24 protein-coding genes are annotated in these 25,606 nt (G+C 72.0%); 11 read left to right on the top strand and 13 right to left on the bottom strand.

All coding sequences use genetic code 11. The features are described from left to right. Positions 1 to 4: 4 nt before the first annotated feature. Complete coding sequence (locus LVO85_RS04160) at positions 5 to 1,852, bottom strand: AMP-binding protein (RefSeq protein ID WP_232746122.1); 1,848 nt, start codon at positions 1,850 to 1,852, stop codon at positions 5 to 7. Then, complete coding sequence (locus LVO85_RS04155) at positions 1,845 to 2,651, bottom strand: IclR family transcriptional regulator (protein WP_232746121.1); 807 nt, start codon at positions 2,649 to 2,651, stop codon at positions 1,845 to 1,847. The genes LVO85_RS04160 and LVO85_RS04155 overlap by 8 nt, the downstream gene beginning before the upstream one ends. 161 nt (positions 2,652 to 2,812) lie before the next feature. Here LVO85_RS04155 and LVO85_RS04150 point away from each other — a divergent pair, with 161 nt between their 5' ends. The 7 genes from LVO85_RS04150 to LVO85_RS04120 all read left to right on the top strand — a co-directional run bounded on the left by LVO85_RS04150 (position 2,813) and on the right by LVO85_RS04120 (position 11,060). Next, positions 2,813 to 3,742 (top strand): ABC transporter ATP-binding protein, encoded by a 930-nt coding sequence (locus LVO85_RS04150; protein ID WP_232746120.1) that lies wholly within the window; start codon positions 2,813 to 2,815, stop codon positions 3,740 to 3,742. Further along, complete coding sequence (locus tag LVO85_RS04145) at positions 3,735 to 5,738, top strand: AMP-binding protein (RefSeq protein ID WP_232746119.1); 2,004 nt, start codon at positions 3,735 to 3,737, stop codon at positions 5,736 to 5,738. Before LVO85_RS04150 ends, LVO85_RS04145 begins: the two co-directional genes overlap by 8 nt. Continuing rightward, positions 5,735 to 6,607, top strand: coding sequence for a branched-chain amino acid ABC transporter permease (locus LVO85_RS04140; RefSeq protein WP_232746118.1), 873 nt, complete (start codon positions 5,735 to 5,737; stop codon positions 6,605 to 6,607). The genes LVO85_RS04145 and LVO85_RS04140 overlap by 4 nt, the downstream gene beginning before the upstream one ends. Positions 6,608 to 6,609: 2 nt before the next feature. After that, positions 6,610 to 7,671 carry a branched-chain amino acid ABC transporter permease gene (locus LVO85_RS04135; RefSeq protein WP_232746117.1) on the top strand — a complete coding sequence of 354 codons (1,062 nt, stop codon included), beginning with the start codon at positions 6,610 to 6,612 and terminating at the stop codon, positions 7,669 to 7,671. A gap of 77 nt (positions 7,672 to 7,748) precedes the next feature. Next, on the top strand, positions 7,749 to 8,957 hold the full coding sequence (locus LVO85_RS04130) for an ABC transporter substrate-binding protein (RefSeq protein WP_232746116.1): 1,209 nt from the start codon (positions 7,749 to 7,751) through the stop codon (positions 8,955 to 8,957). Beyond that, the gene (locus tag LVO85_RS04125) at positions 8,954 to 9,799 is read left to right on the top strand and encodes an ABC transporter ATP-binding protein (RefSeq protein ID WP_232746115.1); all 846 of its coding nucleotides are present in this window, start codon (positions 8,954 to 8,956) and stop codon (positions 9,797 to 9,799) included. The genes LVO85_RS04130 and LVO85_RS04125 overlap by 4 nt, the downstream gene beginning before the upstream one ends. Positions 9,800 to 9,833: 34 nt before the next feature. Further along, entirely contained in the window at positions 9,834 to 11,060 is a 1,227-nt protein-coding gene (locus LVO85_RS04120) for a phenylacetate--CoA ligase family protein (RefSeq protein WP_232746114.1), read from the top strand. A gap of 134 nt (positions 11,061 to 11,194) precedes the next feature. On the opposite strand, the gene LVO85_RS04115 is transcribed toward LVO85_RS04120, so the two are convergent. The 4 genes from LVO85_RS04115 to pdhA all read right to left on the bottom strand — a co-directional run bounded on the left by LVO85_RS04115 (position 11,195) and on the right by pdhA (position 15,864). Then, the gene (locus tag LVO85_RS04115) at positions 11,195 to 12,142 is read right to left on the bottom strand and encodes a type IV toxin-antitoxin system AbiEi family antitoxin domain-containing protein (RefSeq protein WP_232746113.1); all 948 of its coding nucleotides are present in this window, start codon (positions 12,140 to 12,142) and stop codon (positions 11,195 to 11,197) included. A gap of 160 nt (positions 12,143 to 12,302) precedes the next feature. Then, positions 12,303 to 13,727, bottom strand: a complete 1,425-nt coding sequence (locus tag LVO85_RS04110) for a dihydrolipoamide acetyltransferase family protein (protein WP_232746112.1) — start codon at positions 13,725 to 13,727, stop codon at positions 12,303 to 12,305. After that, the gene (locus tag LVO85_RS04105; protein ID WP_232746111.1) at positions 13,724 to 14,755 is read right to left on the bottom strand and encodes an alpha-ketoacid dehydrogenase subunit beta; all 1,032 of its coding nucleotides are present in this window, start codon (positions 14,753 to 14,755) and stop codon (positions 13,724 to 13,726) included. The genes LVO85_RS04110 and LVO85_RS04105 overlap by 4 nt, the downstream gene beginning before the upstream one ends. Beyond that, positions 14,752 to 15,864 (bottom strand): pyruvate dehydrogenase (acetyl-transferring) E1 component subunit alpha, encoded by a 1,113-nt coding sequence (pdhA, locus tag LVO85_RS04100; protein ID WP_232746110.1) that lies wholly within the window; start codon positions 15,862 to 15,864, stop codon positions 14,752 to 14,754. The genes LVO85_RS04105 and pdhA overlap by 4 nt, the downstream gene beginning before the upstream one ends. 106 nt (positions 15,865 to 15,970) lie before the next feature. Here pdhA and LVO85_RS04095 point away from each other — a divergent pair, with 106 nt between their 5' ends. Together LVO85_RS04095 and LVO85_RS04090 are read left to right on the top strand one after the other, a co-directional pair. Then, entirely contained in the window at positions 15,971 to 16,516 is a 546-nt protein-coding gene (locus tag LVO85_RS04095; protein WP_232746109.1) for an Lrp/AsnC family transcriptional regulator, read from the top strand. Between the two features lie 556 nt (positions 16,517 to 17,072). Next, the gene (locus LVO85_RS04090; protein ID WP_232746108.1) at positions 17,073 to 17,420 is read left to right on the top strand and encodes a hypothetical protein; all 348 of its coding nucleotides are present in this window, start codon (positions 17,073 to 17,075) and stop codon (positions 17,418 to 17,420) included. Positions 17,421 to 17,612: 192 nt separating this feature from the next. On the opposite strand, the gene LVO85_RS04085 is transcribed toward LVO85_RS04090, so the two are convergent. The 6 genes from LVO85_RS04085 to LVO85_RS04060 all read right to left on the bottom strand — a co-directional run bounded on the left by LVO85_RS04085 (position 17,613) and on the right by LVO85_RS04060 (position 22,821). Then, on the bottom strand, positions 17,613 to 18,791 hold the full coding sequence (locus tag LVO85_RS04085) for an alanine racemase (RefSeq protein WP_232746107.1): 1,179 nt from the start codon (positions 18,789 to 18,791) through the stop codon (positions 17,613 to 17,615). Continuing rightward, positions 18,785 to 19,897: a pyridoxal phosphate-dependent aminotransferase gene (locus LVO85_RS04080; RefSeq protein WP_232746106.1), complete on the bottom strand. Its 1,113-nt coding sequence runs from the start codon at positions 19,895 to 19,897 to the stop codon at positions 18,785 to 18,787. The genes LVO85_RS04085 and LVO85_RS04080 overlap by 7 nt, the downstream gene beginning before the upstream one ends. Continuing rightward, on the bottom strand, positions 19,894 to 20,694 hold the full coding sequence (locus LVO85_RS04075) for a 2,3,4,5-tetrahydropyridine-2,6-dicarboxylate N-succinyltransferase (RefSeq protein ID WP_232746105.1): 801 nt from the start codon (positions 20,692 to 20,694) through the stop codon (positions 19,894 to 19,896). The genes LVO85_RS04080 and LVO85_RS04075 overlap by 4 nt, the downstream gene beginning before the upstream one ends. Continuing rightward, positions 20,691 to 21,692 (bottom strand): 4-hydroxy-tetrahydrodipicolinate synthase, encoded by a 1,002-nt coding sequence (gene dapA / locus LVO85_RS04070; protein WP_232746104.1) that lies wholly within the window; start codon positions 21,690 to 21,692, stop codon positions 20,691 to 20,693. The genes LVO85_RS04075 and dapA overlap by 4 nt, the downstream gene beginning before the upstream one ends. A 56-nt stretch (positions 21,693 to 21,748) precedes the next feature. Continuing rightward, positions 21,749 to 22,468, bottom strand: coding sequence for a 4-hydroxy-tetrahydrodipicolinate reductase (locus LVO85_RS04065; protein ID WP_232746103.1), 720 nt, complete (start codon positions 22,466 to 22,468; stop codon positions 21,749 to 21,751). Between the two features lie 182 nt (positions 22,469 to 22,650). Beyond that, a complete protein-coding gene (locus LVO85_RS04060; protein WP_232746102.1) occupies positions 22,651 to 22,821 on the bottom strand; it encodes a hypothetical protein in 171 nt (56 codons plus the stop codon). Positions 22,822 to 22,952: 131 nt separating this feature from the next. Between LVO85_RS04060 and LVO85_RS04055 the strand changes: the two genes are divergently transcribed. Both LVO85_RS04055 and LVO85_RS04050 read left to right on the top strand, forming a co-directional pair. Beyond that, the gene (locus LVO85_RS04055; RefSeq protein ID WP_232746101.1) at positions 22,953 to 23,699 is read left to right on the top strand and encodes an esterase family protein; all 747 of its coding nucleotides are present in this window, start codon (positions 22,953 to 22,955) and stop codon (positions 23,697 to 23,699) included. A gap of 43 nt (positions 23,700 to 23,742) precedes the next feature. Further along, positions 23,743 to 24,996, top strand: a complete 1,254-nt coding sequence (locus LVO85_RS04050; RefSeq protein ID WP_232746100.1) for an ATP-grasp domain-containing protein — start codon at positions 23,743 to 23,745, stop codon at positions 24,994 to 24,996. Positions 24,997 to 25,053: 57 nt separating this feature from the next. On the opposite strand, the gene LVO85_RS04045 is transcribed toward LVO85_RS04050, so the two are convergent. Next, on the bottom strand, positions 25,054 to 25,530 hold the full coding sequence (locus LVO85_RS04045; RefSeq protein WP_232746099.1) for an adenylyltransferase/cytidyltransferase family protein: 477 nt from the start codon (positions 25,528 to 25,530) through the stop codon (positions 25,054 to 25,056). Positions 25,531 to 25,606: the final 76 nt, after the last annotated feature.

Raw genomic sequence — 25,606 nt, 5'->3', positions numbered from 1 at the left:
TGCCTCAGGTGACCGGGTGGCCGGCGGCGGCCAGCACCTGCGCCCAGGTGGCCTCCCGGGGTCCGCCCCTCCGGTCGGGGGTGGCCAGCGTGGCGAACGCCCGGGCCCGGTCGCGGCTGCTGAGCTCGTCACCGAACCGGTCGAGCACGAGCACCGCCCGTGGCCGGGCCAGCCCGCCCATCGTCTCGCGCACGGCCTCCATGAGCTCCACGGCGACCGCGTCGAGGTCGGGGTCGGGGCCGGCGACCTCGCTCAGGCTCACCGCCGCCACCAGTGACCGGCCGAGGGAGGTGTCCTTGCGCCAGGTGACCTCGGCGCGCTGGACGAAGGGGTGCTCGGCGAGCACCTCGCGCACCTGGGCCAGCGACACCAGCTGGCCGGAGATGGACACGACGTCGTCGGTGCGGCCGAGGAAGGCGACGGAGCCGTCCGCACGCCGCCGGGCCAGGTCACCGGTGGCGTAGACACCGGGGTGGCGGGTCCAGTGCCTCTCGGCGATCTCCGCCTGGGGTCCCTCGACGCCGACCATCGTGCCCGCCCAGGGCAGCCGCAGCACGGCCTCGCCGGGGGTGTCGTCGAGCACCGGCTCACCGGCGCTGTCGACGATGTCGAGGTCGCAGTCCGGCGCGCCCGCACCCGCGCGGTGCTCGAGGCCGGTCACCCGGACGATGCCGCCGAGCTCCAGCTGGCCCCAGGCGTCGCCGAGGGAGAGCCGGCCCCCGCCGAACGCCTCGACGAGCCACTGGGCCAGCTCGGGCTCGATCGGCTCGCCGGCGGTCACCACCCGCTCCAGCGACGGCACCGCCGACAGCTCGGGCATCTCGCGCGCCCAGCCGCGCACGGTGCGCACGACCGACGGGCTGGTCAGCAGGGTGGTGACGTCGTAGCGAGCGATGATCTCCCAGGCGCGCCGGTGGGTCGGCACGTCGAGCGTGCCCTCGAACATCACGGCGGTGTCGCCGGCGGCCAGGGGGCCGTAGATGCCGTGGAACTGGGTGACGGCCCAGGCGATGTCGCCGGCACACCAGAAGACCCCACCGGGGTGCAGGTGCCGGTGCACCGCCAGCGCGCCGGCCAGCATGGTGCCGGCCCCGTGCACGATCGAGACCGGCTGGCCGCCCTTGGTGGCCAGCGGCACGGTGGCGATGGGGTGGTCGGCCGGCAGCGACTCCGGTGCCCCGGCCTCTGCCGGGGTGGGCAGCCCGGGGCCGGGCCGGGTGGCGGCCACGAGGTCGTGGTACCACCGGTCGCCCTCGAACCAGGCGACGTCCATGCCGGTGCGGCGCACCACGATGGTGTGCTCGACGCTGCCGGCGGCCAGCAGCGCGTCGTCGGCGCGGGCCTTGAGCGGCAGCACCGCGCCGTGCCGCCAGGCGCCGTCCTGGGTGAAGAGCACCCGCAGGTCGAGCTGCTCCAGGCGGTCGGCCAGCGGCTCGACGGGCAGGGGCACCGGCAGCATCGCGTGCACGGCGCCGATCCGCGCGCAGGCGAGCATCGCGACCACGGTCTCGGGCAGCCAGCCCAGGTGCAGGCCCACCCGGTCGCCGGGCTGCACCCCCATGCCGCGCAGCGCCCGGGCGAGCGCCACGACCTGCTCGTGCAGCTCGGCATACGTCAGGGAGCGACGGTCGCCGGGCTCGCCCTCCCAGTGCATCGCCACCCGGTCACCGGCGTCGGGCAGGTGCCGGTCGAGGCAGTTGGCCGACAGGTTGAGCCGGCCGCCGGTGAACCAGCGGCCGCTGCGCGGGCCCGGCTCCCACAGCGACTCGACGGGCGCGTCCCAGGTGACCTGCTCGGCCACGGCCGCCCAGAGCGGGGACGGCGGACGGGTGATGCGGGCCTGCTCAGGCATGACCGAGCGTCCTTCCGGCGGCCTTGGCGGCCCGGGCCAGGTGGGCGGCCACGGAGGCCACCGCCGCCTCGTCCCCCGGCTCGGCGACGTTGGCGGCCAGGGCGGCCACGGTGACGCCCTGGCCGTCGACCACGGGCACGGCGACCTCGGCGGGCAGCACCGGGTCGGCGGGGGAGAGCGCGAGGTGCTCGGCGTCCGCCCATGACGAGCGGGCCCGTTCCGTCGCGGCCCGGTCGGCCTCGGGGAGCCCGGCCAGCACCGCCGCCCACACGTCGTCGGCGGCGCGGGCCGCCAAAATGCGGCCGCCGGCGGTGTCGAGGGCGGGCTGCACCCGGTGGGCGTCGCGGTAGGGGCCGCGGTCGTCGCCGTCGACCCGGTCGATGTAGACGACCTCGCCGCGCACCAGCACCTGCACGTGGACCGTGCTGCCGACCTGGTCGCGGATCTGGGAGAGGTAGGGGCCCAGCGCACCGAGCAGCGGCAGCCGGGCCAGGTAGTGGTGGGAGAGCCGGGTCAGCTCGGGCCCCAGGCCGTAGCGGGAGGACCTCGGGTCCTGCACGACGAGCTCGGCCAGCACCAGCGAGCGCAGCAGCCGGTGCACCGTCGGGATGGACATGCTGGAGCGCTCGGCCAGGTCGGTGAGCTGCTGGTATGCCGGGCCCTCGCCGAGCAGCTCGAGGAGCCGGACGGCGTTGCGCACGGTGCCCAGGCCACCACGCCCGGTCTCGGCGGCCGGCGGGGGGTCGGCCGCCGGAGGCGGTACGCCTGCGGGCGCGTCGGACGACGCGTCAGCACTCATCCCGGCCTCCTGTCACGTCGGTGTCGCACATCTTCCACGATCTGTGCTGGTGAGTCCATATGCGTGAGCAAGTTTCACTGTGTTGCACTTGCTTTTCACATAGTGGAATCCTACAGTCAGTCCCGACACCTCGCGTTCACCGTCGAACCAAGGAGCAGCCTGTGCTCACCAGGGCCTACCAGCACTCCCTCAACGGCAGCCACCTCCCCTCCGGACGGCCGCTGCTCGAGGTGGACCACATCTCGCTGTTCTTCGGCGGCGTCACCGCCCTCAAGGACGTGGCCTTCACGGTCACCGAAGGCCACGTGCACGCGGTCATCGGGCCTAACGGAGCCGGCAAGTCCTCGCTGCTCAACTGCATCAGCGGGCTCTACCACCCGCAGGAGGGGCAGATCCGGCTGCACACCGCCGACGCCCCGCACGAGGACGGCACACACGGCAAGGTGCACACCCACGCGCTGACCTCCCTGCCGCCGCACCGCATCGCCCGCCTGGGCGTGGCCCGCTCCTTCCAGAACATCGAGCTCTTCTCCCACCTCACGGTGCTGGACAACCTCATGCTGGGCCGGCACATCCACATGAGGCACAGCGTGCTCACCTCGATGCTCTGGTTCGGCCCCGCCCGCCGCCAGGAGATCGCGCACCGCCAGCTCGTCGAGGAGGTCATCGACCTGCTGCAGCTGCAGGCCTTCCGCAACAAGCCGGTCGGCTCGCTGGCCTACGGCATCCAGAAGCGCGTCGAGCTCGGCCGCGCCCTGTGCCTGCAGCCCGCGCTGCTGCTGCTCGACGAGCCGATGGCCGGCATGAACGCGGAGGAGAAGGAGGACATGGCGCGCTACGTGCTCGACGTGCACGAGCTCGCCGGGGTGAGCGTGGTGCTCATCGAGCACGACATGAACGTCGTCATGGACATCTCCGACCGGGTCAGCGTGCTCGACTTCGGCAAGCTCATCGCCGACGGCACGCCCGACGAGGTCAAGGCCGACCCGGCCGTCATCGAGGCCTACCTCGGTGCCGAGGAGGAGGACGACGAGGTCAAGGAGGCGCTGCGGCGCCAGACCCGGCACGTCGAGGAGGAGCACCGTGGCTGAGGAGCAGCACGAGGACGTGTCCCGCTCGACGTTCCCGGGGCTGCTCGCCCGGATGGCCGCCGAGCGCCCCGACGACGTCGCCATGCAGGAGAAGCGCTACGGCATCTGGCAGCCGCTGACCTGGGCCGCGTATGCCGCGCGGGTGCGGGACACCGGCCACGGCCTGGCCTCGCTGGGCGTGCAGCGCGGCGAGATCATCGCGGTGCTCGGGGACAACCGGCCCGAGTGGCTGATCGCCGAGCTCGCCGCCCAGAGCATCGGCGCGGCGGTCGTCGGCATCTACCCGACCTCCATCGGCGAGGAGCTGCGGCACATCCTCACCACCTCCCGCGCCCGGGTCGTCGTCGCCGAGGACCAGGAGCAGGTCGACAAGCTGCTGCGCCTGCTCGCCGAGGCCCGGCACGTCGAGGGGGAGGAGCCGCTGCTCGTGGAGCACGTCGTGTTCTACGACCCGCACGGCCTGGAGTCCTACACCGACGAGGTGCTCATCGACTTCACCGACCTGGAGGCCCGCGGCCGCGAGTGGGGCCGGGACCGCACGGGCTGGTTCGACGAGCAGGTCGCGGCCGCCACCCCCGACGACATCGCCGTCATCTGCACGACCTCGGGCACCACCTCCAAGCCCAAGCTCGGCGAGCTGTCGCACCACAACCTGCTGGCCATGGCCGAGCACCTCACCGCGGTCGACCCGATCGGCCGCAAGGACCGCTACGTCTCCTTCCTGCCGTTCGCCTGGATCGGCGAGCAGATGCTGGCGGTGGCCTGCGGGCTCTCCCGCGGGCTCACGCTCTCCTTCCCGGAGGACTCCGCGACCCAGCGCGCAGACCTGCGGGAGATCGGCCCCGACGTGATGTTCTCCCCGCCGCGCATCTGGGAGTCGATGCTCTCGGAGGTGCAGGTGCGCATCGACGAGGCCGGCTGGCTCAAGCGCAAGGTCTTCGGCTGGGGCTACGACGTCGGTGACAAGGTCGCCACCATGCGGGTGACCGGCCGCACGCCCGGGGCCGGCCTGGCCCTGCAGCACAAGGTTGCCGACGCGGTCGCCACCCGGCCGGTGCGCGACCAGCTGGGCCTGGCCCGGATCCGCCGCTGCTACACCGGTGGCGCGCCGCTGGGGCCCGACGTCTTCCGCTTCTTCCACGCCATCGGGGTCAACCTCAAGCAGATCTACGGCCAGACCGAGATCTGCGGCATCGCCGTGGTGCACCGCGACGACGACATCGCCTTCAACACCGTGGGCACCCCGATCCCCGGCACCGACCTGCGGATCAGCGACGACGGCGAGATCCTGCTGCGCTCGCCCTCGGTCTTCCGCGGCTACCACCGCAACGAGGCGGCCACCGCCGAGACGGTGGACCCCGAGGGCTGGCTGCACACCGGCGACGCCGGCTACCTCGACGACCACGGCCAGCTCGTGGTCATCGACCGCCAGAAGGACGTGCTGACCTCGCCCGACGGCACCCGCTACTCCAGCGCCTTCATCGAGAACAAGCTGAAGTTCAGCCCGTATGTCGAGGAGGCGGTGGTCTTCGCCCCCGAGGCCGCCGGGCAGGGCATGACCGCTCTGGTCACGCTCGACCCGGCCACCGTCGGGTCCTGGCTGGAGCACGAACGGCTGAGCTACACGACCTACACCGACATGGCCGCCAAGGACGAGGTCTACGACCTCGTCGCGGAGGAGGCCACCCGGGCCAACGAGGACCTGCCCGAGAGCATCCGGGTGCAGCGGTTCGTGCTGCTGCACAAGCAGCTCGACCCCGACGACGACGAGATCACGCGCACCCGCAAGGTGCGCCGCAACGTCATCCACGACCGCTACGCCGACATCATCGCGGCGCTGCAGCGCGGTGACGACTCCGTGACGATCACCAGCCGTGTCACCTACCAGGACGGCACGAGCGTGGAGCGCGAGCTGGGCCTGCGCATCTTCGACCTGACCACCTACGAGATCCCGCAGGGCCGGGGTCGCCGACCCGTCTGGAGTGGCCGCCGATGAGCACCTTCCTGAACCTGATGGTCTACGGGCTGGCCGACGGGGCGATCCTCGCCCTGGCCGCGCTGGGCTTCGTGCTCATCTACAAGGCGACCAGCGTCATCAACTTCGCCCAGGGCGAGTTCCTGCTGGTCGGCGCCTACATGTTCTACACGGCCTTCGTCGTGCTGCAGCTGCCGCTGGTGCTGGCCGTCGTCTTCGGCGTCGTCATCGCCACCCTCATCGGTGTGCTGGTCGAGCGGCTCATCCTGCGGCCGATGGTCGGGGAGAACCCGATCAGCATCATCATGGTGACCATCGGGCTGTCGATCTTCCTGCGCTCGGTGGTGCAGATGTTCTACGGCACCCGGCCCCAGTCGCAGCCGGCGGTGCTGCCGACCGGGTCGGTCAACGTGCTCGGTGCGACCATCCCGGTCAACCGCCTGTGGGTCCTGCTCATCGCTGCCGTCGTGCTGACCGCCTTCACCGTGTTCTTCCGCCGCTCCCGGCACGGCATCGCGATGCGCGCCGTCGCCGACGACCAGCAGGCCGCGATGACCATGGGCATTTCGGTGCGCCGCATCTTCGCGATGGCCTGGGCGCTGGCCGCGGTGAGCGCACTCATCGCCGGCATCCTGCTCGGCGACATCTACGCCGTCGACCAGAACATCGCCGCCTTCGGCCTGCTGGTCTTCCCCGTGGTCATCCTCGGCGGCCTCGACTCGGTGCCCGGCACCATCGTCGGCGGCCTGACCATCGGGCTGCTCAAGCAGTTCACCAGCGGCTACCTCGACCCGGGGCTGGCCACCGTGATCCCGTACGTCGTGCTGGTGCTCATCCTGCTGGTGCGCCCCTACGGCATCTTCGGCGAGACCCGGATCGAGAGGGTGTGACCATGGCCGCCACCGCAACCGGCATCCACCACCGCAGCTACTCCTCCGAGCTGAGCCTGCGCGCCACCAAGGCGGAGTACTTCCGGCTCGGGCTCATGGTCGTCGTCCTGCTCGTCGTGCCGTTCGTGCTGGACAACTACTGGCTGTCCATCGCCAACACCATCCTCATCGCCGTCATCGGCGCGGTCGGGCTCAACATCCTGGTCGGCTACACCGGCCAGATCTCGCTGGGCCAGGGCGGCTTCCTCGCCGTCGGCGCCTACACCTCGGTGATCATCTCCGACCGGATGGGCCTGCCGGTGCCGGTGGCGATCGCGCTGGCGGTGCTGATGACCGCGGCCGTGGGCACCTTCTTCGGGCTGCCCGGCCTGCGGCTCAAGGGCCTCTACCTGGCGATCGCAACGCTGGCCAGCCAGCAGATCATCGAGTTCGTCATCCGTCGCTGGGGCTGGCTCACCGAGGACCAGGGCTTCATCGACGTCGAGCGGCTGGAGGTCGCCGGCTTCCGGGTGGAGCGCACGCTGTTCGAGCAGCAGTGGTACTGGATCCTGCTCGCCTTCGCCGTGCTGACGGTGCTCACGGCCCGCAACCTCTTCCGCACCGGCCTGGGCCGCTCGTTCATGGCGGTGCGCGACCAGGACATCGCCGCCGAGGCCATCGGCGTCAACCTCGCCCGGGCCAAGCTCACCGCCTTCGCGGTCAGCTCCGGCTTCGTCGGGCTCGCCGGGGCGCTGACCGCGCACTACACCGAGATCGTCACCTGGGAGCGGTTCACCCTGGACGTCTCGATCCTCTACCTGGCCATGATCATCGTCGGCGGGCTGGGCAGCATCGCCGGCGCCGTCTACGGCGCGATCTTCATGACGCTGCTGCCGGTGCTCATCCGTGAGGCGGCCACCAGCATCCGCGACGTGGCGCCCTTCCTGGCCAGCCAGCTGCCGGCCGTGCAGAACGCGGTGTTCGGCCTGACCATCATCGTCTTCCTCATCGTCGAGCCTCGAGGGCTCGACCGGATCTGGCAACGGATCAAGGACTACGTCCGCTTCTGGCCCTTCCGTTACTAGCCGCTCATACGCCACCTCCACCCACCGCATACGCAGCACACCTCATACGCAGCACACCTCATCCGAAGGAGAAGCTCATGATCCGCACCAACCGCAAGGCCACGGTGGCCTTCACCGCCGCCCTGGCCCTGGGCCTGGCGGCCTGTGGTGGCGACGACGGCGGCGGCGACGCCGGTGGCGACGCCGGCGAGCCGATCAAGATCGGCATGATCGCCGACCTCACCGGCGCCACCGGCGACGTCGGCACGCCCTACAACGAGGGCATGCTCGCCTACGTCGCCCACGTCAACGCCGACGGCGGCATCGAGGGCCGCGAGATCGAGGCGCTGTCCAACGACTACGCCTACGAGGTGCCGCAGGCCGAGGACCTCTACCGGCAGTACGTCAACGAGGGCGTCGTCGCGATCCAGGGCTGGGGCACCGGTGACACCGAGGCCCTGCGCACCCGGGTGGCCAACGACGAGCTGCCCTTCATGTCGGGCTCCTTCGCCGAGAGCCTCACCGACCCGGAGGAGTCGCCCTTCAACTTCGTCGTGGCGCCGACCTACTCCGACCAGATGCGCGTCGCCCTCAACTGGATCAACGAGGACTCCGGCGGCTCCGGCGAGGTCGCGGTCTTCCACAACGACAGCCCCTTCGGCACCGCGCCCGTCCCGGACGGCGAGGCGTGGATCAGCGAGCAGGGCTACGACCTGGGCTACGAGGCCTACGCGATGCCGGCCGGCACCCCCAACTACGTCGGGCTGCTGTCCCAGGCGCAGTCCCAGGGTGCGGAGTACATCGTCATCCAGAACGTCGCCTCCCCGGCGGCGCAGGTCGCCAAGGACATCGCGGCGCAGGGCCTGGACATGACGATCGTCTGCCTCAACTGGTGCGGCAACGAGCTCTTCATCGACACCGCGGGCGAGGACGTCGCCGAGGGCCACATCCTCATCCAGCCCTTCGCGCCGGTCTCGGCCGAGAAGGAGGGCCACGACATGATCGCGGAGTACCTCGAAGGCGAGGGCGAGTCGATCGAGGACAAGGGCACCTCGTGGGTGCAGGGCTGGTTCGTCATGCACGTCATGGCCGAAGGCATCCGGGACGCGCTGGAGAACGGTGACGAGCTCACCGGCCCGGCCATCCGCGAGTCGCTGGAGACCATGGGCGGCATCGACACCGGCGGCGTCGTCGGTGACGGCACCGTCGAGTTCTCCGCCGACAGCCACCGCGGCTCCACCAGCGCGGGCATCTACCGCGCCGAGGGCGGCCAGATGGTCGAGGTCGAGGCGGGCGCCACGCCATGAGCACCACCCCGGTGACCGGGACCTCCGGGGCGGCTGCCACAGCCGCCCCGGGCGGGTCCCTGCTGACCCTCAACAACGTCGAGGTGATCTACGACGACGTCATCCTCGTGCTGCGCGGGCTCTCCCTCGCGGTGCCGGAGGGCAAGATCGTGGCGCTGCTGGGCTCCAACGGCGCCGGCAAGTCCACGACGCTCAAGGCGGTCTCCGGGCTGCTGCCCAGCGAGCACGGCGAGGTCACCGACGGCAGCGTCGTCTTCGACGGGCAGGACATCACCCGCATGGACGCCGCCGAGCGCGTCAAGCAGGGGATGAGCCTGTGCATGGAGGGCCGGCACGTCTTCGAGCATCTCTCGGTGGCGGAGAACCTCGTCGCCGGCGCCTACACGCAGAAGGACTCCGGGGAGGACCTCGACGTCGTCTACGAGTTCTTCCCCAAGCTGGCCGACATGCGCAACCGGGTCGCCGGCTACCTCTCCGGCGGCGAGCAGCAGATGCTGGCCATCGGCCGGGCGCTCATGGCCAAGCCCAAGCTGCTCATGCTCGACGAGCCGTCGCTGGGCCTGGCGCCCCTGCTGGTGCAGGAGATCTTCGGCTACATCAAGCGGCTCAACACCGAGCGCGGGCTGACCGTGCTGGTCATCGAGCAGAACGCCCGCCGTGCCCTCGAGGTGGCCGACCACGGCTACATCATGGAGCAGGGGCGCATCGTGCTCGAGGGCCCGGCCGCCGAGATGAGGGAGAACCCCGACGTCAAGGAGTTCTACCTCGGCCTCGGCGAGGAGGGCGGGCGCAAGAGCTATCGCGACGTCAAGCACTACAAGCGGCGCAAGCGCTGGCTGTAGAGCCACCCGACGCCCTTCCGAGAGGACCACCACCATGCCCACGTCCCTCCAGGACGCCCATGCCGCGTATGCCGCGATCCACGACAGGTCTGTCGCGGACGCGGTCCGTGCGGCCGCCGCCGCGGTGCCGGCCTTCGCCTCGCGGCTCGCCGACGCCGACCTCAGCGCCGACGACGTGCGCACGGTCGCCGACCTGTCGTCGCTGCCGGTGCTCAGCAAGGACGACGTGCTGCAGCTGCAGCAGGCCGACCCGCCGTGGGGCGGGATGCTGTCCGAGTCCGCCGACGTCGTGCGGGTCTTCCAGTCACCGGGCCCCCTCTACGAGCCGCAGCTGGCCGGTGACGACTACTGGCGGTGGGGCCAGGCGCTGCGCTCGCTCGGCGTCGGGCCCCAGGACACGGTGATCAACGGCTTCGGCTACCACCTGTCCCCGGCCGGGGCGATGATGGAGTCCGGCGCGCTGGCGGTCGGCGCGCGGGTGCTGCCCGGCGGCATCGGCAGCCAGGACCTGCAGGTGCAGGCCATCGCCGACCTGGGCGTCACGGCATACCTGGGCCTGCCGAGCTATCTCAAGGCGCTCATCGAGCGCTTCGAGGCCGGCGGCTTCGAGCGGGAGGAGTGGCGGCTGCGCCGCGCCATGGTGACCGCCGAGCCGCTGCCCGACTCGCTGCGCGACCTGCTCACCGCGTGGGTGCCGCACGTGCAGATGGCCTACGGCACCGGCGAGACCGGCATGCTCGCGCACGAGACCACCGACGGCCCGGTGGCCGGGCTGGCCCTGGCCGACGGGGTGCTCGTGCAGGTCTGCGACCTCGACTCCGGCCAGCCGGTCGACGACGCGCGCGAGGGCCAGGTGGTGGTGACCCTGCTGCGCCCGGACTACCCGCTGGTGCGCTTCGGCACCGGTGACCTCTCCGGCTGGATGCTCGGGCCTGACGGGTCGCTGCGGCTGCGCGGGGTGCTCGGCCGCAGCGGTGCCGCGGTCAAGGTGAAGGGGATGTTCCTGCACCCCCGACAGGTCGCCGCGGTGATGGGTGCCGCCGACGGGGTCGCCGCCTACCGCTTCGTCATCGGCCGTGCCGAGCACGTCGACTCGCTGCGCTGCGAGGTCGTGCCGGCCGCCGGTGCCGACACCGACGCCCTGGTGGCCGAGGTGCGCCGCCGGGTGCTCGACGGCCTGCGCTTCCGCGCCGAGGTCGTCACCGTGCCGGAGATCGCCGACGACTCCGACATCCTGGTCGACACCCGCGACTGGTCCTGACCCCTGCCCTCAGGCGCGTCGCCGGCGTGAGACACGTGCGGTCCCGCCTCAGGTGAAGACTTCTCGGGTCGATGGCACCCACAAGCTTTCACGCGAGAGGGCGGGGCCGCGCGCCGACGGGCGTTGACCGGTGCTCAGGCGGCACCCAGGCGCCGGATGGCGCAGCGGGCGGAGCAGGGCTTCGGCCGGTCGAGCCATCCACGCTGTCGGAGGGTCAGGGCGACGTCGACGGCGACCTCGCACGGCCGCTGGGTGACGTCGTCCCACCCAGCCCGGAGCGTGACCTTGCCGTCGGCGGCGGTCCCACGGTCACGGCGCCGGTCGGCCTGGATCACGGTGCCCGTGTGCCAGCGGCCACCGTCGACCTCGACGACGACCCCGAACTCCAGGCACTCGAAGTCGCGCCGGTCCAGCCCCTCTCCGGGACACACGCGCGACTGGCGCACGAACGTCGGCAACCCGTGGGCACGCTCGACATCCCGTGCGTAGCGGTGCTCGGCGACGCTCTCGACCCCTGACGCGACGTCGCCGAGCGCCGCACGAAGGACCACGCGGTGCCGGTGTGCCCGCCGGCCCTCGAGCTCGTGCATCAGGTCGTCGGCCGTGCAGCGCCGAAGCTGGACGACTCGGGCGACCAGGGCGACGGCATGGTCTGCGCGGCAGCCGGGCTCGCCGGCAAGGTCGACGACCGTCTGGGCGGCGGAGGTCACCGGGAGCCCGCGCAGCGTCGCCGTGTCGAGATGCCGCCGCCGTCGCACGCGGGTGCCCACGGCCCGCACCACCGCTCGGTCGACCGGCACGGCGACCGGGATCACGGACGGAGGTCTCTCCTGCAGGCCCCACAGGTATGCCGCGGCGCCGAGGGCAAGGACCGCGTCCCGACCACTGCGGAGCACCGCGGCGCAGGCACGTGCATGCCAGCTGATGTCCCCGGAGTGTGTGAGGTAGACGCCTCGGTGGAGCCGCTGCCACCTCCCGGTCGTGACCCGGTGCAGGATCGCGCTGTCGGTGAGGCCGCACTCGAGCGCCTGGGCTCTCGAGATGACGCCGTGCTGCCTCCGGGCCAGAGCCTTCCAGTGCATCGGGCCATGGTGGGTCCCCGGGCGTCCTGGCGTTGCCGACTGTCCACAGGACGGTCACGCGCGGGCCCACGTGAAGGATCGCCCGGCCGTCCGGGTGGACGATCCTTCACGCGAGCCGCTGGGCCGACCGGGTGAAGGGGCCGGCGTGCCCGGGTCGGGCTCAGAGGTGGGCGAGAAGCACCGAGGGCTGCTCCACACAGTCGGCCACGAAGCGCAGGAAGCCGCCGGCCGTGCCGCCGTCGCACACCCGGTGGTCGAAGGTGAACGACAGCTGGGTGACCTTGCGCAGCGCCAGCTGGCCCTCGTGCGCCCACGGGCGGTCGATGATCCGCCCGACGCCGAGCATCGCGGCCTCGGGGTGGTTGATGATCGGGGTGGAGCCGTCGACCCCGAAGACGCCGTAGTTGTTGAGGGTGAACGTGCCGCCGGTGAGCTGCGCGGGGGAGAGGCTGCCCTCCCGGGCCGCCGCCGTCAGGTCACGCAGCGCCGCGGCCAGCTGGGCGGTCGTCATCTCTCCCGCGTCCTTGACGACCGGCACCACGAGCCCGCGCGGCGACTGGGCCGCGAAGCCGAGGTGGATCGCGGAGTGCTGGACGATCTCGCCGGCCGCGGTGTCGACCGAGGAGTTGAGCTCGGGGTGGCGGCGCAGGCCGGCGACGACGATGCGGGCCATGAGGGCCAGCACGCCGACGCCGTCGTCGGGGCGGGCCCGCTTGAGCGCGTCCTTGACGGCCATGAGCTCGGTGGCGTCGGCGTCGACCCAGGTCGTCGCGTCCGGGATCTCGCGGCGCGAGGTGCTGAGCTTGTCGGCGATGACCCTGCGCACCCCGGTGAGCGGGATGCGGGTGTCCCCGGTCTGCTCAGCGCGTGTCTGCGCAGCGCGCGCCGGGGCGCTGGGGGTCGGGGCGGCGGCGGTCGCTGCGGCGGGCTCCGCCGAGGCCTCGACGACGTCGGCCCGCCGGATGACCCCGTCGGGGCTCGCGGGGCGGATCGAGGCCAGGTCCAGGCCCGCGTCAAGCGCCAGCCTGCGCACCAGCGGCGAGATGACCTTGACCGCCCCGTGCCGGGTGGCGGCGGGCTGCGCGGTCTCGCGCACGGACTCCTCGGTCTCCGGCACCTGCGCGACGGGCAGCTGCCCACCGCCGGAGCCGTATGCCGGCGCGCGCCGGCGGCCTGCCCGGCGTCGGCGTCGACCGCCGGCACCGGTGCCGTAGCCGATGAGCACCGCGCCGGAGCCGGAGTCGTCCTCAGAGGCCGTGGTGCCGGCGCGCTCCTCGGAGCGGTACTGCTCGGCACCCGCAGCCTCCGGGGCGTCGGCGGCGGGGGAGGCCTGGGCCGCCGTGGCGTCGGCGACCGTGATCAGCGGCTGGCCCACCTCGAGCATCTGGCCGGTGTCACCGTGCAGCGTGACCACGCGCCCGGCATACGGGCACGGCACGTCGACGGCCGCCTTGGCGGTCTCGACGGTGACCACGTGCTGGTCGACCTCGACCTCGTCACCGACCCCGACGTGCCACTCCACGATCTCGGCCTCGGTGAGGCCCTCACCGAGGTCGGGCAGAGCGAAGACCTGCCCGGCGCTCATCGGGCCTCCGCCCGGTCGCCCGGGCCCCCGGCATACGTGAGGTCGGGCTCGTCGTCCCACTGCAGCCGCCCGATGGTGTCGAGCACGCGGTCGACCCCGGGCAGGTGCGAGTGCTCCAGCTTCGGCGGGGGGTAGGGGATGTCGAGGCCCGAGACCCGCAGCACGGGTGCAGCCAGGGAGTGGAAGCAGCGCTCGGAGACCCGGGCGGCGACCTCGCCGGCGACCCCCGCGAAGCCCTGGGCCTCGGCGAGCACGACGCAGCGCCCGGTCTTGCGCACCGACGCCATGACGGTCTCGTCGTCGAAGGGCACGATGCTGCGCAGGTCGACGACCTCGACGTCCCAGTCCTCCTCCGCGGCGGCCACCTCGGCGGCCTTGAGCGCCGTGGGCAGCTGCGGGCCGTAGGTCAGCAGGGTGACGTCCGAGCCCTCACGGCGCACCTCGGCGGTGCCGATCGGGGCGGTCGTGGCGGGCAGGTCGAGCTCGGCCTTGGACCAGTAGAGGACCTTGGGCTCCATGAAGACCACCGGGTCCGGGGAGGCGATGGCCTCGCGCAGCAGGGAGTAGGCGTCAGCCGGGGTGCCGGGCGTGACCACGTGCAGCCCGGGGGTGTGGGCGTAGTAGCCCTCCGAGGAGTCGCAGTGGTGCTCCACGCCGCCGATGCCCCCGGCATACGGCACCCGGATCACCAGGGGCAGGGTGAGCCGGCCGCGGGTGCGGTTGCGCATCTTGGCGATGTGCGAGACGACCTGCTCGAACGCCGGGAAGCCGAAGGCGTCGAACTGCATCTCGATGACGGGGCGGAAGCCCTGCATGGCCATGCCGACCGCGAAGCCGGCGATGCCCGCCTCGGCCAGCGGCGTGTCGAAGCAGCGCTCTTCGCCGAAGTCACGGGTGAGCCCGTCGGTGATGCGGAAGACGCCGCCGAGGGTGCCGACGTCCTCACCCAGGACGACCACGTCGGGGTCGTCGGTGAGGGAGTCACGCAGGGCCCGGTTGAGGGCCTGGGCGAAGGTTGTGGTGCTCATCCGTGCATCACCTGGGCTTCCTCGGCGGCCACCATGTGGGCCTGCTCGCGCAGCTGGGGGGTGGGGGTGGAGTAGACGTGCTCGAAGAGCTCGGAGGGGCGCACCTCGGGCTCGAGGTTCATCCGCGCCCGCAGGTCGGCGGCCAGGGCCTCGCCCTCGGCGGTGACCTCGTCGACGCGGGCCTGGTCGAGCGCGCCCCGGTCGAGCAGGTAGCGCTGCAGCCGCACGATCGGGTCACGGCCCTGCCACTGGGCGACCTCCTCCTTGGTGCGGTAGCGGGTCGCGTCGTCGGCGTTGGTGTGCGCCTCGAGCCGGTAGGTGTGCGCCTCGATGAGGAACGGTCCGTCGCCGGCGCGGGCGTGCTCCATGGCCGCCCGGGTCACGGCCAGCACCGCCGCGGGGTCGTTGCCGTCGACCTGCTCGGAGCGGATGCCGTAGCCGACGCCCTTGTAGGACAGCGCCGGTGCCTTGCTCTGCTTCGACAGCGGCACCGAGATGGCGTAGCCGTTGTTCTGCACGAGGAACACCGCCGGCGCCTCGAAGACCGCGGCGAAGTTGAGCGCCTCGTGGAAGTCGCCCTCGCTGGTCGCGCCGTCGCCGATGTAGCACAGCGCCACGCCGCCGTTGCCGCGCCGCTTCATGCCGTATGCCGCACCCGCGGCGTGCACGCTCTGCGTCGCCAGGGGGGTGCACTGGGGGGCGGTGCGGGTGGCGACCGGGTCGTAGCCGCAGTGCCAGTCGCCGCGCAGCAGCGTGAGCACCTCCACCGGGTCGATGCCGCGGGCCACAAGGGCCATCGAGTCGCGGTAGGTGGGGAAGAACCAGTCCTGCTCGGCGAGGGTGAGCACCGGGGCGACCTGGCAGGCGTCCTGGCCCCGCGAGGAGGGGTAGACCGCGAGGCGCCCCTGCTTGGTCAGCGCGGTGGCCTGGGAGTCGAAGCGCCGGCCGAGCACCATGGCGCGCCAGACGGCGAGCAGGTCGTCGTCGGAGGGAAGGGCGTAGCCGCGCTCGGTGGCGAGCTCACCGGGACCGCCGGGCACCAGGGTGCCGGCCTCGTCCATGAACCGCACCGGCTCGGGGCAGGGCAGCAGGTGCTGCACGTCTGTCATCGTCGACCACTCCTCGGCAGGTGAAACGTGTCCTCACATGGTCGCTCACGACAGGAGAGTGACGCGATGGATGCGGTCGATCCGAGACATCTGTCATGCTGGGTCGGTGTCTGAGAGCCAAACGTCCACGTCGCCCCGGTCGGGCGCCGTCTCCGCTGGACGCGCTGCCGTCGACGAGACCGACCTGCAGATCATCGCGGCCCTGCAGCGGGACGGGCGGATGTCGGTGCGGGCGCTCGCCGAGGAGGTGCACGTCTCCCGAGCCGGTGCCTACGCCCGGCTCGAGCGGCTGCAGGACGCCGGGGTGATCACCGGGTTCACCGCCCTCGTCGACCCGGAGAAGGTGGGGCTGAAGACCTCGGCCTACATCTCGGTGTCGATCGAGCAGAACTCCTGGCGCCAGGTCGCCAAGGTGCTCCAGGAGCTGCCCGGGGTCGAGCGGGTGGCGCTGGTCGGTGCGGAGTTCGACGTGCTGGTGCAGGTGCGGGCCCGCGACAACCACGAGCTGCGTGACCTGGTGCTGGAGCAGATCCAGGCGCTGCCCGGGGTCAAGGGCACCCGCACCTGGCTGATCTTCGAGGAGAGCTCGCTCCCGGGCCTGCCGGGCCTCGTCCCCGGGGGGACCACGGAGGTGCGCTCTCGGCAGTCGTAGCTCTCCACTGTTGAGCTCCCCACCGACCTCTGCGCTGACGTCGAGGCACCACGTCCCACGGTCCGCACCAGCCATCGCTGCCTGAGTGCTCGTCCAGGCCGGCGCCGAAGGGTTCCTTGTCGTGCTGGCCCATTGCCGGTACCCGGCTGATACCGCTGGACGACCGCACCGTCGTTCCCCGGCTGCACGGTGAGGGGGCTGGGGCAGCACGGCCCCACGTCACGGAAGGACGGGGACCATGACCAGCACAATCCGACGCTCCTGGTCGGCCAGCAGCATCCCGGTCACCAGCCGAGCCTGCGGCCCGCCGAAGTCCACCTCGTTGATCCGAGTGCCATCGCGCAGCAGCGTCAGCGCCCCCTGCCAGGCTCAGGTGGACGTCCACGTCAGTCCCTTCGCCGGAGGCCACCGCCCGGTCACCCGAGCACCGGGCGCTTGCCAGTGGGCTCGCGATTTCTTGCGCCGCTCTTGCGCCGTGCCTCGATGCTGAGCCGTGTGAATGACAGCTCCGGCCTCAGCTGGGGCCGGGGTCGAACACGACCAGAGAGGCACGATCATGAAGACCACACGACGCACGACCACCTACGCGGTCGTCATGCTTGTCGGGACCCTCGGTCTGGGCGCCTGCGCCGAGACACACACCGTCGACGACGCCGCCGCACAGGTGGAGGTGGCTGACGCCAAGGCCGCGGCAGCGAAGGCAGCGGCAGCCAGGGCAGCGGCCGAGGCGCAGCAGCTCAGGAAGGTGCGGCAGACCTCCCCGACGGCAGGCATGGAGGTGCCGCCGGACAGCCTGACCACGCACACCGTGCCCGACACGGTCAGGGACGACAACCTGCGCGCCGGCACCCCTCGGGTGGACGGTGCCGACATCGGCTGGCCTGACCGCGTTGAGGAGCGGTAGGGCGCGGAGCCTCAGGGTCGCCCGCCCTACTGGGGCTTGCTAGGGGTCCTGCAGATGCAGAGCCCCTAGCAACGGATGGGTCGGGGGCGCAGTCTCCCTGGCAACGGGTGGGTCGGGGGCGCAGTCTCCCTGGCAACGGGTGGGTCGGGGGCGCAGTCTCCCTGGCAACCGGGCTTTTCGGGTGCAATCTCCCTAGCAAAGCCAGTGCTGGGCGGGCTCGGGGTGGGAGAGGAAGTGCGACATCGCCTGTGTCGAGGCATAGGCGCCGGTCTGCCCGAAGGCGACGACGTCGCCGCCCTGCAGGTCCACCGGCAGCTCACCGGTGCCGAGCCGGTCCAGCGAGGTGCACAGCGGCCCCGCCAGGGTGTATGCCGTGAGCTCACCGGAGCGCCCGGGTGCGGTGACCGGGAAGGACTGGCCGGTCAGCAGGGGCCGCAGCAGGTGGTTGATGCCGCCCTCCAGCATGGCGAAGCGCACGCCCCGGCTCTGCTTCACCCGCACCACCCGGGTCAGGTAGACCCCGCACGGTCCCGACAGCCAGCGGCCCGGCTCGAGAAGCAGCTCGCCGGTGAACCACGGGTGCTCCTCCAGCAGCCGCCCCATGCCGGCACCGAGAGCCCAGATGTCCAGGCTCGGCTCCGACGCGGCATACCGGATGCCCAGCCCGCCGCCGACGTCGACGAGCTCCAGCTCGATGCCGTGCTCCTCGTGCATGGCCTGCCCGATGCGCAGCGCCGTGCGGTGGTTGGCCAGCAGCCTGCCGGGGTCGAGCTCGTTGCTGGCGGAGAAGACCTGCAGCCCGGTGACGGCCACCCGGTCGTGGTGCCGTGCCGCAGCGAGGAAGGCACCCAGGTCCTCCTCGTCGACGCCGAACGCCGAGGGCCCCGCGCCGCCGATGATGGAGGCCGACTCGCTCACCCCCGACGCCGGGTGCACGCGCACGCTCACCCGCAGCGGTGCCTCTCCGGTGTGCAGCTCCTGGAGGCGCTCGACGTCCTCGATGCCGTCGACCTGCACCCGCGCCCCGGCATACAGCGCGGCCTGCAGGTCGCGGTGGGTCTTGGCGGGGCCGGCGACGACCATGCCGCTGCCGGTGCCGCCGGCGGCCAGCACCGCGGAGATCTCGCCCGCCGACGCGCAGTCGAACCACGCGCCCTCCGCGGCGAAGGTCTCCAGCAGCGGGGCGCCGGGGTTCGACTTCACGGCATACGCCAGCCGCACCCGGCCCGGCAGCGCCTGGCGCAGCATCCGCCAGCGCGAGCGGGCCAGGTCGAGGGAGTAGACGAAGCACGGGGTCGCGTAGCGCGCCGCGGCAGCCGCCATGTCCTCCTCGGTGAAGGTGAACAGGTCTTCCTGGGCCTTGGTCAACACGGTCCCTCCCACCAGGGCGCGAGCCGCGCCAGTCCTTCGGTCAGCTGCTCCGGGTCGCCGCCCAGGCTGACCCGCACGTGCCCGCGCCCGGCGTCGCCGAACGCCGAGCCGGGCACCAGCACCACGCCGGCCTCGTCGCGCACCCGGCAGACGAAGGCCGTGTCGTCCTCCCCGGCCCAGCCGGGCAGGGGCGCCCACAGGTAGAAGCCGCCCGCGGCCACTCCGGCCGGCCACGGCCCGCCGTCGAGCAGGGCCCAGCGGCGCTGCACCTCGGCACGCGAGTGCTCCAGCACCGTCGCCGACGCGCGCAGCAGCGCCGCAGCGGCCACCTGCGAGGGCCGCGCCGGAGCGGTGGTCATGGCGTTGTGCACCAGCCGGGCAGGTCCCAGCAGCGCGGCGGGCCCGACCGCCCAGCCGACCCGCAGGCCGGGGGCGGCCCAGGCCTTGCTCACCGACTCCAGCACCAGCCCCGCCGTGGTCACCGCGCGCAGCGACGGCTGGGGGGTGCCCCGGTGCAGCTCGCGGTAGACCTCGTCGGAGACCAGCACGACACCGCGGCGCTCGCAGGCCTGCGCCACCGCGGCGAGCGCCTGCGCCGTGGCGCCCCCGCCGGTCGGGTTGCCGGGGTGGTTGAGCACCACCAGCGAGACGTCGTCGTGCTCGGTCAGCAGGGCGGTGACCGCCTCGGGGTCCAGGGCGCCGCCGGCACCCAGCCGGTATGCCGTGGCGTGGGCGCCCGCGAGCGTCGCCAGGGTCGGGTAGGCGACGAATCCGGGGTCGGGCACCAGCACCCGCGAGCCCGCCGGCACGTGCGCCTGGAACACCGCATACAGCGCGGCCTGGCTGCCGGCGGTGACCATCACCTCCGGCGCCCCGACACCGTGGCGCGCGGCGACGGCGGACACCAGCTCGGGGAGCCCCTCGTTGGGGCCGTAGGCGCACGTCGTCGACTCCTGCGCCCAGGCCGCCAGGGCCGTGCGGGCCACCTCGGGCACCGGCCACCCGGGCTCACCGAGCGCCAGCGACACCGCGCCCTCGGGCGCGCCCAGCGCGATGCTGCGGATGGGCGAGGTCCGCAGACCTGCCACCCGTGCGGCGACGGTCATCGCAGCGCGTCCTCGAGCAGGGTGGCGGCGTCGGTGCCGGCGTCGCGGTACTTCACGATGACGGGGGCGTAGAGCGAGAGCCCGTGGGTCTCGGCGTACCCGCCGCGGGCCGGGCGGCTGCCGGGCACGACGACGGCACCCTCGGGCACCTCGCCGGTCACGGTGCGTCCGTGCACCAGGTCGTGCAGCACGGTCGACGACGTCAGCAGCACCCCGGGGGCCAGCACGGCGCCGGATCGCACGACGACCCCCTCGTAGAGCCCGCACTGGGCGCCGACGAAGGCGTCGTCCTCGACGACGACCGGCCGGGCCCCGATCGGCTCGAGCACCCCGCCGAGCTGCACGGCCGCGCTCAGGTGCACCCCGGAGCCCACCTGGGCGCAGGAGCCGACGAGCACGTGGCTGTCGACCATCGAGTCCGCGCCGACCCAGCCGCCGATGTTGACATAGCTCGGCGGCATCACGACGACCCCGCGGGCGACGTGGGCGCCGCGGCGCACCGCCGACCCGCCGGGCACGACGCGCACGCCGTCGGCGACCGACCAGGTGCGGGCCGGCACCAGCGACTTGTCGACGCCACCGGGCATCTCGACGAGGTCGCTGACCCGGAAGGCCGTGAGGATGCCGTGCTTGACCCAGCCGTGCACCTGCCAGGTGCCGTCGTCGTCCCGGGTGGCCGCGCGCACCTCACCGGACTCCAGGGCCGCCAGCAGCTCCTCCACGAAGGCCGTGGCGTCGGGGGAGGAGGCCGCCTCGGCGACCGGCCGGTCGAAGAACGCGCGGAGCCGCTCGCTCACGTTGCAGCACCGAGCACGGCGGCACCGGGCGTCGTGGCCCCGAAGGTGGCCGGCACCCGGGCCACCCCGAGCCCCGAGAGCGCGGCCTGCACGCGGCTCCAGGTCTCCGGCTCGGCGGGAGCCAGGGGAGCGCGCACCATGCCGGTGCCGATGCCCATGCACGCCAGCGCAGCCTTGACGGGCACCGGGTTGGTCTCGACGAACATCGCCTCCATCAGCGGGGCGAGCCGGCGGGCCAGGGCCCGGGCACCGGTGAGGTCACCGACCAGGGCGGAGTGCACGAGCTCGGCGGTGCGTGCCGGTGCGACGTTGCCGCACACGGAGATGAGGCCCTGGGCGCCGACGGCGATGGCCGGCAGCGCGAGGTCGTCGTCGCCGGCGATGACGTGGCAGCCCCAGGGCGCGTCGTGGCACAGCGCCGCCAGCTGCCGCAGGTCACCGGAGGACTCCTTGAGGGCCACGACCTCCGGGATGCCCCACAGTCGCTGCATGGTGCCGGGCGTGAGGTTACAGCCGGTGCGGCCGGGCACGTTGTAGGCGATGACCGGGGTGCCGGGGCAGGCGTCGGCGACCGCGCGGTAGTGCGCGACCAGGCCCGAGGGCTGCGGCTTGTTGTAGTAAGGGGTCACCACGAGCAGCCCGTCGGCACCCGCGGCCACGGCGGCCTCGGCGAGGTCGCAGGTGCGCTCGGTGTCGTGGTGTCCGACCCCGACGACGACCGGGGTCGAGGTGGGGGCGGCCGCCTCGACGGCCACCGCGGTCAGCGCGGCACGCTCGTCGTCGGTGACGGTGGCGGCCTCGCCGGTGGAGCCGAGCACGACGACGTAGTCGGCGCCTCCAGCGATGACGTGGTGCACGAGGCGGCGGTAGGCAGCCAGGTCGACCCGGGGCTGACGCCGTGGGGAGGGCTTGACCGCGCCGGCCTCTCCCGCCGTCATGCCCGTGTCGAACGGCGTGGCGAGTGCCACGCCCAGGCCGGTGAACTGGTCACCGTTCATGGTCCCTCCTTCTGGGGTCGGCGCAGGTCTGCGCAGTGGTGGTCTGGTGGGTGGTCTCAGGGATGCGGTGTCTCACCGCTGAACAGGTGGTGCAGCTGGTCGTGCGCCCAGTCGTCGACGGTGTGCGTGCCGGGCCGGCCGTGCACCCAGCGCGCCGCGGCCAGCGCGCCGGCCGCGAACACCTCGCGGGTATGCGCCTCGTGCGTGATCACCAGCGACTCGCTGGCGCTCTCGTAGAGCACCGAGTGCCGGCCGACGACCGTGCCCATCCGCAGGCTGGTCGTCTGCACCTCGTCGGCCGCCCGGCCCGAGGCCAGCGCGAGCGCGTCGCGCAGCATGGCCGCGGTGCCGCTGGGGGCGTCGACCTTGCCGCGGTGGTGCGTGTCAGTGACCGCGAGGTCGACCGGCTCCGGCGCGTGCACGGCATACCCGCCGATGACGGTGGCCAGCCGGCGCATCAGCGCCACCGACAGCGAGAAGTTGGGCGCCACCAGCACGCCGATGCCGCTGTCGTCCGTGTCCGTGACGGTGCCCAGGAGGTCCGTGGACCACCCGGTGGTGCCGATGACGAGGTCGGTGCCGGTGTCGCGGGCCCACGCGAGGTGCGGCCCGACCGCGTCGGCGTGGGTGACGTCGACGGCGACGTCGACCTCGCCGGACGGCTGCTCGTCGCGACCCAGCGCCCACACGAGCTCGAGGTCGGCGTCACGGCGCACGGCGGCCTCGACGAGGGAGCCGAGACGGCCTCGTCCGAAGATCCCGATGCGCAGTGCCACCTGATGAAGTATGGAGCAGTCCGGCAGCCCTCACCGACGCCGAAACCGCTGGTCGACAACGGTATGCGGTGTGCGGTCCGGACCCACGGGACGATTCACTGCGGCACCCCCGAGCAGCGGCCCGACCGTCCTGCCGATGGGTCGAAAGTCGATACGGCCCGCGTCCCGGCCGGACGAACGGGCTACAGGACGGCAGCGACCAGCAGGACGACCCCGGCGACCAGGAAGAGCGCCCCTCCCGCGACGAGCTGCCTCCGCCGGCGCGGGCCCGCCGGACCTCGCGCGGCGGTCTGGGTCAAACCGACCCCGACCGCGAGCAGAGCGACGGCGGTCCACAGCAGCGTCGTCTGCATGAGCGATGTCCTCCCCGAGCGCGGTCCTTGTCTACCCTACGAGCCCGGTGCACGCCGTGTCGCGGGCGCCGGCGGTGTGGCACTGTTGTCCCGCAACAACCGAGGCGTGCTGACGTGGGAACGAGGGCTGGATGGAACGCGAGCAGGTCGAGATCCCGGGCGAGGGGCTGCACCGGCCCGGCACCGTGATCCGCTACGGGCACTACGGCCGGCCGGTCCTCGCCTTCCCCTCGGAGGCCGGGCGTGCCTGGGACTACGAGAACAACGGCATGGTCGACGCCATCCGCTGGCTCATCGACGACGGCCGCATCAAGCTGTATGCCGTCGACTCCTTCGACCAGCTGTCGTGGTCGCACAACGAGCTGCCGACCGAGGAGCGGGCCCGCCGGCACGGCGCCTACGAGGCGTGGATCCACAACCACGTCGTGCCGACCATCGACCACGACTCACCCGGGCACCGCAGCATCATCACGACCGGCTGCAGCATGGGCGGCTACCACGCCGTCAACTTCGCCCTCAAGCGACCCGACATCTTCGGGGTCGGCATCTCGCTGTCCGGCAACTTCGACCCGAGCTCCTGGCACAGCTGGGGCGAGCTCGGCGAGGCGACCTACTTCGCCAACCCCACGGCATACGTCGCCAACATGCACGGCGAGCACCTGCAGTGGGTGCGCGACCACGCCAACATCGTGCTGGTCGTGGGACAGGGCGCCTTCGAGGTGTCCCCGACCCGGTCGCTGCCCGGCGCGCACCTGATGGCGCAGGTGCTGGCAGAGAAGAGCATCCCGCACGAGCTCGACGTGTGGGGCTTCGACTCCGCCCACGACTGGCCGTGGTGGCGCAAGCAGATCGCACACCACCTGCCCCGCTTCTGCTGAGGGACCCCTCCCCGGACCCTCCGCTGACAGATAGGTTGAGGACATGGCAACGTCGCGCGCGCCCCTGATCGGACTCCTGCTCGGTGCCGAGGAGGACTGGCCACAGGCCTTCGAGCAGATCCTGTCGATGGTGGGGCCGGTCAGGTCGGGGGACACGACCTACGAGATGACCAGCGAGCGGCTGCGCATCCACCCCTTCGACCTGACCGACCCGGTGCGCCCGGGCCTGGTCATCGACCGGCTGGGGTACTGGTACTACCACCCCAGGGAGTGGCTGAAGAAGGCCGCGCTCACCCACGACACCTACCTGCTCAACAGCCCGTTCACGTTCCAGGCGATGGAGAAGCACAGCGCCTACTGCGCGATGATCCGGCTGGGTCTCAAGGTGCCGCGCACCGTGCTCGTGCCCTACAAGAACCCGGTCGACAACGTGCGCTGGTCCTACACCGCCTCGAAGTACAACGACTCCTTCGACCTCGACCTCATCGCCGACGACCTGGGCTACCCGCTCTACATGAAGCCCTTCGACGGAGGCGGCTGGCGCGGCGTCTCGCGCATCGAGAACCGCGACGACCTGCACCGGTCCTACGACGAGTCCGGCGAGATGCTCATGCACCTGCAGGCCACGGTCGACTACGACTACTTCGCGCGGGCGCTGTCGATCGGCCCGGAGACGATGGTCATGGACTTCCGCCCGGGCGAGCCGATGCACAACCGGTATGCCGTGACGCACAACTTCCTCTCCGCCCAGGCGGGCTGGGAGGCCGAGACGGTGAGCAAGGTCGTCAACGCCTTCTTCGGCTGGGAGTTCAACTCCGCCGAGATGCTGGTCGCGGGCAACGAGGTGCACCCGATCGACTACGCCAACGCCTGCCCGGACGTCGCCCTCACCTCGCTGCACTACTACTTCCCGTGGGCCATCACCGCGCTGGTGCGCTGGTCGACCTACTGCCTGGTCACCCAGCGGCAGTCGACCGTCGACCTGCAGACGCGGCGCTACTTCGACATCGCCGACGACCCGTCGCTGTCCTACGACGACAAGATGCACCGCTACCGCGAGCTGGCGGACACGCACTTCGAGACCGACCGCTACTGGCAGTGGTGTGAGGAGCACCTGTCGCACCTGCCCGAGGCGGTGCTGGAGTGGGTGTCCTCGCCACGCTTCGACGACCTGCTCGTCCGGACCGTGAAGGCGACCTATCCGGCGCACGAGCACGACCAGTTCGTCGCGCACTTCCGCGGCCTGGTCGGGCTGTGGAAGCGCGACCAGCGCAACCTGCTCGGCAGCAACGCCTGAGCGTCGCGCTGGTGCTGGTTGAGCCAGGCAGGCCAGGCTAGGTGTGATGTCAGCCAGCTAGGAGGCTTGTCCCTGCTCCAGAGCGTCTCGGAGCAGCGTGCTCGAGGTGTTGATGGTGTAGGGGAAGTAGACGACCTCGACCCCGACCGTCGCGAGGTCACGCTCCAGCTGGTCGCCCTTCGGGGTGCTGCGCCAGTCGTCGCCCTTGAAGATGACGTCGAAGCGCACCCGCTCCCACTGCTGCAGCTTGTGGGAGACGACCTCGGCCACGACCTCGTCGACGAGCGTGCAGTGGCTGAGGATCTCGATGCGCTCGACGAGGGGGACGACAGGAAGACGGCCCTTGACGGCCAGCGCGTTCTCGTCCGAGACCACCCCGGCGACCAGGTGGTCGCAGTGCAGGCGGGCCTGCCGGAGGATGTTGAGATGCCCGATGTGAAACATGTCGAAGACGCCGGGAACGTAGCCCACGCGTCCACGGCGAGCGGGGGCGCTCGCGGCTTCGTCACCCACGCTGTCAGGGGTCTCGGCCATCCTGTGCACCTCTCCGTGAGGTAAAGAACAGGTAAAGAACGAATCCAACGTATCTGACAGTGACGTCTTTGGGTAT

Source organism: Ornithinimicrobium sediminis (assembly GCF_021272345.1).
Classification (GTDB): domain Bacteria; phylum Actinomycetota; class Actinomycetes; order Actinomycetales; family Dermatophilaceae; genus Ornithinicoccus; species Ornithinicoccus sediminis_B.
Note: the sequence above shows the minus strand (reverse complement) of the source record. Positions and strands in the feature narration are given on the sequence as shown.